This window comes from Mammaliicoccus sp. JADD-157 (assembly GCF_049310805.1).
GTDB classification, from domain to species: Bacteria; Bacillota; Bacilli; order Staphylococcales; family Staphylococcaceae; genus Mammaliicoccus; species Mammaliicoccus lentus.
The window spans coordinates 1-773 of record NZ_JBMOVZ010000013.1; the positions used below are offsets into that span (position 1 = coordinate 1).

Annotated in this window: 1 protein-coding gene; it reads right to left on the reverse strand. The window is 33.8% G+C overall.

All coding sequences use genetic code 11. From position 1 onward, the window contains the following. Window positions 1-42: 42 nt before the first annotated feature. On the reverse strand, window positions 43-717 hold the full coding sequence (locus ACO6VN_RS15090) for an IS6-like element IS257 family transposase (RefSeq protein WP_001105987.1): 675 nt from the start codon (window positions 715-717) through the stop codon (window positions 43-45). Window positions 718-773 lie beyond the last annotated feature (56 nt).

Sequence of the window (773 nt, forward strand, 5' to 3'; positions counted from 1 at the left end):
AAAAAATATAGCTAACCACTAATTTATCATGTCAGTGTTCGCTTAACTTGCTAGCATGATGCTAATTTCGTGGCATGGCGAAAATCCGTAGATCTGAAGAGACCTGCGGTTCTTTTTATATAGAGCGTAAATACATTCAATACCTTTTAAAGTATTCTTTGCTGTATTGATACTTTGATACCTTGTCTTTCTTACTTTAATATGACGGTGATCTTGCTCAATGAGGTTATTCAGATATTTCGATGTACAATGACAGTCAGGTTTAAGTTTAAAAGCTTTAATTACTTTAGCCATTGCTACCTTCGTTGAAGGTGCCTGATCTGTAATTACCTTTTGAGGTTTACCAAATTGTTTAATGAGACGTTTGATAAACGCATATGCTGAATGATTATCTCGTTGCTTACGCAACCAAATATCTAATGTATGTCCCTCTGCATCAATGGCACGATATAAATAGCTCCATTTTCCTTTTATTTTGATGTACGTCTCATCAATACGCCATTTGTAATAAGCTTTTTTATGCTTTTTCTTCCAAATTTGATATAAAATTGGGGCATATTCTTGAACCCAACGGTAGACCGTTGAATGATGAACGTTTACACCACGTTCCCTTAATATTTCAGATATATCACGATAACTCAATGCATATCTTAGATAGTAGCCAACGGCTACAGTGATAACATCCTTGTTAAATTGTTTATATCTGAAATAGTTCATACAGAAGACTCCTTTTTGTTAAAATTATACTATAAATTCAACTTTGCAACAGAACC

Excerpts from the sequence above, each read along its gene's own strand:
- ACO6VN_RS15090 (WP_001105987.1), bottom strand. The coding sequence starts at position 717 with ATGAACTATTTCAGATATAAACAATTTAACAAGGATGTTATCACTGTA.